The organism is Sphaerotilus sp. (genome assembly GCF_013299175.1).
In the GTDB taxonomy this organism is placed as follows: domain Bacteria; phylum Pseudomonadota; class Gammaproteobacteria; order Burkholderiales; family Burkholderiaceae_C; genus Sphaerotilus.
Genome location: NZ_JAAFKF010000163.1, coordinates 1 through 5,258 on the forward strand (window position 1 = coordinate 1; position 5,258 = coordinate 5,258).

Annotated in this window: 4 protein-coding genes; all 4 read left to right on the plus strand. The window is 69.9% G+C overall.

Features of this window, described 5'->3' with window-relative positions; all coding sequences use genetic code 11:
- Nucleotides 1-2 precede the first annotated feature (2 nt).
- Nucleotides 3-1,400 (plus strand): D-arabinitol 4-dehydrogenase, encoded by a 1,398-nt coding sequence (dalD, locus tag QZW52_RS18375; protein WP_294001411.1) that lies wholly within the window; start codon nucleotides 3-5, stop codon nucleotides 1,398-1,400.
- 10 nt (nucleotides 1,401-1,410) lie between these two features.
- Complete coding sequence (locus QZW52_RS18380; protein ID WP_294001414.1) at nucleotides 1,411-2,352, plus strand: AraC family transcriptional regulator; 942 nt, start codon at nucleotides 1,411-1,413, stop codon at nucleotides 2,350-2,352.
- Entirely contained in the window at nucleotides 2,343-3,821 is a 1,479-nt protein-coding gene (gene xylB, locus QZW52_RS18385; protein ID WP_294001416.1) for a xylulokinase, read from the plus strand. The genes QZW52_RS18380 and xylB overlap by 10 nt, the downstream gene beginning before the upstream one ends.
- 124 nt (nucleotides 3,822-3,945) lie before the next feature.
- Nucleotides 3,946-5,169 (plus strand): Fic family protein, encoded by a 1,224-nt coding sequence (locus tag QZW52_RS18390; RefSeq protein ID WP_294001418.1) that lies wholly within the window; start codon nucleotides 3,946-3,948, stop codon nucleotides 5,167-5,169.
- Nucleotides 5,170-5,258: the final 89 nt, after the last annotated feature.

Consider the following 5,258-nt stretch of genomic DNA (forward strand, 5'->3'; position numbering starts at 1 on the left):
GCCTGGGTTCGTTCCACCGCGCCCACCTGGCCGTCTACCTGCACGAACTGGGCAAGACCGGCGACACCGCGTGGCAGCTTGCCGGCGGCAACACCCGGCCCGACATGGCCGAGACGATCGACGCGCTGGCGGCACAAGGTGGCGCCTACACGCTGGAGACGATCTCCCCGGCCGGTGAACACCGCTACGAGCGCATCACCTCGATCCGCCGCGTCATCCCGTACACGTCCGACCTCGCCGGCCTGATCGCGCAAGGGGCGAGCGCCGACACGAAGATCATCTCCTTCACCGTCACCGAGGCCGGCTACTACCTCGACGCGCAGAACCGCCTCGACCTCGCCACCTTCGCCGACCTGCGCGCTGACCTGGATTCGGCACGTGCCGGCCGTCCCGGCTCGACGATCTACGGCGCGCTGACCGCCATCCTGCGTGCGCGCATGGCGAGTGGCGCGGGCGCGGTGACGCTGCTCAACTGCGACAACCTGCGCCACAACGGCGACCGCTCGCGGGGTGGGCTGCTGCAGTTCATCGAACTGGTCGGTGACGCCGCGCTGCTCGACTGGGTGCAGGCCAACACCACCAGCCCGAACGCGATGGTGGACCGCATCACGCCGCGCCCCACGCCCGATGTGCGCGAGCGCGTGCTGGCCGCGACCGGCGTGGACGACCCTGCCGCGCTGATGGGCGAGAGCTTCATCCAGTGGGTCATCGAGGACCGCTTCATCGCCGGCCGCCCCGCGTGGGAAGCCGTCGGCGTCGAGATGGTGCAGTCGGTGGACGCCTACGAGGAAGCCAAGATCCGCTTGCTCAACGCGACGCACTCGTGCATCGCCTGGGCGGGGACGCTGGTCGGCTACCTCTACATCCACGAGGGCACGCACGATCCGGTCATCCGCAAGTTCGCGTTCGACTACGTCACCGACGACACCATCCCGGTCCTCGACACGCCCGAGCATCCGTGCCCGATCGACCTGCCGACCTACCGCGACGTGGTGCTCGACCGCTTCGGCAACCCCGCCATCCGCGACACCAACCAGCGCGTGGCGATGGACGGGTTCAGCAAGATCCCCGGCTTCATCGCGCCGACGGTCCGCGAGCGGCTGGCGCGCTTTGAGCCGATCGACAGCGTGGCGATGCTGCCGGCGCTGTTCCTGGCCTACCTGCAACGCTGGCACGCCGGGCAGATCCCGTACACCTACCAGGACCAGGCGATGGACCCGGCGGTGGCGCATGCGGTCTGCGACGCGGCGGACCCGGTCGCGGTGTTCTGTGCGGATCGGCCGCTGTGGGGCGATCTGGCGGGCGATGCACGGCTGGTCGCGGCGGTGCGCGGGGCAGGCGAGCGGGTGGCGCACTTCGTGGCCAACCACACCGCAAGCGCAGGACACCCCGCCGATTAAGCTCAGGGCCATGCCCGCCAAGCCCCGCGCCGTCCCCCGCCAGATCAAGCCCGAGCTGGAGCACGACTACGCCCGCTCGCCCGACCTGGGCTACGAGGCGCCGGGGGAGGCCGGGTTCATCCGCTGTCTGGCGCACGGCTTCCCGACGCCGCTGGCACGCTGGCACTACCACGACGAGTACGAGCTGCACCTGATCACCAGCACCTCGGGCAAGGTCTTCGTCGGCGACTGGATCGGCCAGTTCCAGCCCGGCCACCTCGTGCTGACCGGGCCGCGCCTGCCCCACAACTGGCTGTCGATGGACCTGCCCGAAGGCGGCGTGGCCGAGCGCGACCTCGTGATCCAGTTCCACCACGAGCCGCTGACCCGCTCGGCGGCGACGATCCCCGAGCTGGCCGAGGTGCTGCCGCTGCTGGAGCGGGCGCGGCACGGCATCGAGTTCTTCGGCATGGGCGAAAGCGCCCGGCAGCACTGGCACCGCGTCAAGGCGGGGCGCGGGCTGCGGCGCTTCACGGCGTTCTGCGACTTCCTGTGCGACCTCTCGGCCAGCACCGACTACCGGCTGCTGTCGAACGTGCAGATGCAGAGCGTGGACGATGACGACTCGCTCGACCAGATCGACGCCGTCGTCAGCCGCATCACCGACAACCTCTCGCAGCCCTTCTCGGCGGCCGACATCGCCGTCGAACTTGGCATGAGCGAGAGCCGGTTCAGCCGCTTCTTCCGCCGTGCCACCGGCAACACCTTCACCGACTTCGTCAACCGCGTGCGGATCAACCGCGCCTGCCAGTTGCTGATGGAGTCCGACCGGCTGATCACCCACATCTGCTACGAGGTCGGCTTCAACAACGTCGCCAACTTCAATCGCCGCTTCCTGGAAATCAAGGGCATGACCCCGAGCGAGTTCCGCAAGCAGGCGGACAACCGTTTCGGGACCACCGCATGTACCTAGGCATCGATCTCGGCACGTCCGAAGTCAAGTTCCTGCTGCTCGACGCGCAGCATCCGCAACACCCGATCCACGCCGTCGTCGGCGAGCCGCTGACCGTGCAGCGCCCGCAGCCGCTGTGGAGCGAGCAGGCGCCCGGCGAGTGGTGGGCGGCGACGGATCGGGCGATGCAGCGGCTGAAGGCGAAACACGGCGCGGCGCTGGCGCAGGTCCGCGCCATCGGGCTGTCCGGGCAGATGCACGGGGCGGTGCTGATGGACGCGGCGGGCGAGGTGCTGCGGCCGGCGATCCTGTGGAACGACGGGCGCAGCGGGGCCGAGTGCGCGGAACTGGAGGTGGCGTGTCCGCGGCTGCACGACATCGCCGGCAACCTCGCGATGCCCGGCTTCACGGCGCCGAAGCTGCTGTGGGTTCGCAAGCACGAACCAGAACTCTTCGCCCGCACGGCGACGGTGCTGCTGCCCAAGGACTGGCTGCGCTTCATGCTCACCGGCGAGCGCGTCGGCGAGATGAGTGACGCGGCGGGAACGCTGTGGCTCGATGTCGCCGAGCGGCGCTGGTCAGCCGAGGTGCTGGCGGCGTGTCATATGACCGAGGCGCAGATGCCGCGGCTCGTCGAGGGCAGCGAGGTGTCGGGTGTGCTCAAGGCGGCGCTGGCCGAGCGCTGGGGCTTGCCGGCGGGGGTGGTGATCGCGGGCGGGGGTGGCGACAACGCGGCGAGCGCGGTCGGCATCGGCGCGGTGCGGCCGGGCGAGGGCTTTGTCTCGCTGGGCACGTCGGGCGTGATCTTCCTGACCAGCGACCGTTTCCGCCCGAACCCGGCCAGCGCGATGCACGCCTTCTGCCACGCGCTGCCCGGCACCTGGCACCAGATGAGCGTGATGCTCAGCGCCGCCAACGGCCTGCGCTGGGTCACGCACCTCGTCGGCGCGGCGAGCGAGGCGGCGCTGCTCGAACAGGTCGCGCAGCTCACGCCACAGCAGCGCGAACGCGCCCCGCTGTTCCTGCCCTACCTCAACGGCGAGCGCACGCCGCACAACAACCCGCACGCGCAGGGCGGCTTCTTCGGGCTGACGAATGACCACGATGCGGCGGCGCTCGGGTATGCGGTGGTCGAGGGCGTGACCTTCGGGCTGCTGGATGGGTGGCACAGCCTGGGCGTGCAGCCGGGGGAGGTGGCGAGCCTGTCGCTGGTCGGCGGCGGGGCGCGCAGCGCGCTGTGGGCGCAACTGCTGGCGAGCGCGATCGGGGTGCCGATGGTGACGCGGCGGGGGGGCGAGGCGGGCGGGGCGCTGGGGGCGGCGCGGCTGGCTTGGCTGGCGGATGGGGGGGCGGTGGAGGAGGTTTGTCCTGCGCCCGAAATCGCTGCGATCTTCCAGCCGGATGTCGCCGAAGCGGAGATGCTGGCTGGGCGCTACAAGCGGTTCAAGGCGTTGTATCGGGCGGTGGAAGGGCTGTTGCCCGCGGCGTGACACGTCCTGTGTTCACTCGCCAAGTGTGCAGAGGGTCTGCATCCAGGTTGGCAACCGTGCAGGCAACGACATGAAAAAACCATGGATTGACAAGGGGTTGCCTGTACCATGATGTTGGCAAATTATGGTCACGCTCTACGACTCTGTCCACCAGTTCGAGCCGCTGCTGCCGTCTGACGCCGCGCAGTCGCCGCTGTTGTCCCAGGCCCATGACCTGGCGCGGTCGGCGCTCCTGCTGGCCGGCTCAGCGGTGCCTGGCGAACTGCGCCGCCTGCTGCGCAGCATGAACTCGTACTACTCCAACCGCATCGAGGGCCAGCACACACGGCCGTTCGAGATCGAGCAGGCGCTGCGGCGCGACTTTTCCGCCAACCGGGAACTGGCCGCCCGGCAGCGGCTGGCGGTGGCGCACATCGAGACCGAGGCGGTGCTGGAGTCGCGCTACACCGGCGCTGATGGCGTCCGGCGGCTTTACAGCCTCGACGCCGTGCAGGACATCCACCGCGAACTGTTCAGCCACCTGCCGTCCGAAGACCTGAACCCTGACGCTGGCCCCGTCATCGCACCTGGCATCCTGCGCACCCGCGAAGTCAGCGTCGGCCGCCACATCGCCCCGGCTTGGCAGGCGGTGCCGGCCTTCCTGACCCGCTGGGCCGATGTGTACGGCAACACCCGCCGAGGAGAGGCCGCCTTGCTGGCGCTGGCCGCCGCGCACCAGCGGCTGGGCTGGATCCACCCGTTCGTCGATGGCAATGGCCGGGTGATGCGGCTGCACACGCACACGCTGCTGGCGGCGCTGGGCTACACCGGGGGGTTGTGGTCGCCGCTGCGGGGCTTTGCACGCAGCACCGACCGCTACTACGCGCTGCTGGCGGCGGCGGACGAATCGCGTCGCGGTGATCTGGACGGCCGGGGCAACCTGAGCCAGCGGGCGCTGGTGGACTGGATCGGCTATGTGCTGTCGGTCTGCCAGGACCAGGTGGCGTTCATGTCGGGGCTGCTGCGGCTGGGCGACATGGAGCGCCGCATCGCCGCCTGCCTCGCCTTCGAGGAGCAGACGTTGCACTCGGGTGTCCGGATGGCGGCGTTGCGACCGCTGCATTACCTGTTCGTCACCGATGGGGCGCTGGAGCGCGGCGAGTTCAAGCAGATGACTGGCCTGGGCGAGCGCACGGCGGGGTCGCTGCTGCGGGCGCTGCTGCAGCGGGGCCTGCTGGTCAGCGACACCCCGCAGGGGCGGGTGCGCTTCGGGTTGCCGCTGCATGCGCTGCGGTTCTGCTTCCCGGCGTTGTGGCCGGAGGCTGAGGTGGATGACGGCGATACGCAGCAGGGTGAGGTTGAAGCGTAGGGGGAGACTGTGGCCGCAATCGGCCCGCAAGCGCGCCTGTTGGTCGCAGACCGAACTGGCTGTGTGCATCAACCTGAGGCAGGTGCAGG

Excerpts from the sequence above, each read along its gene's own strand:
- QZW52_RS18380 (WP_294001414.1), top strand. The coding sequence starts at position 1,411 with ATGCCCGCCAAGCCCCGCGCCGTCCCCCGCCAGATCAAGCCCGAGCTG.
- xylB (WP_294001416.1), top strand. The coding sequence starts at position 2,343 with ATGTACCTAGGCATCGATCTCGGCACGTCCGAAGTCAAGTTCCTGCTG.
- QZW52_RS18390 (WP_294001418.1), top strand. The coding sequence starts at position 3,946 with ATGGTCACGCTCTACGACTCTGTCCACCAGTTCGAGCCGCTGCTGCCG.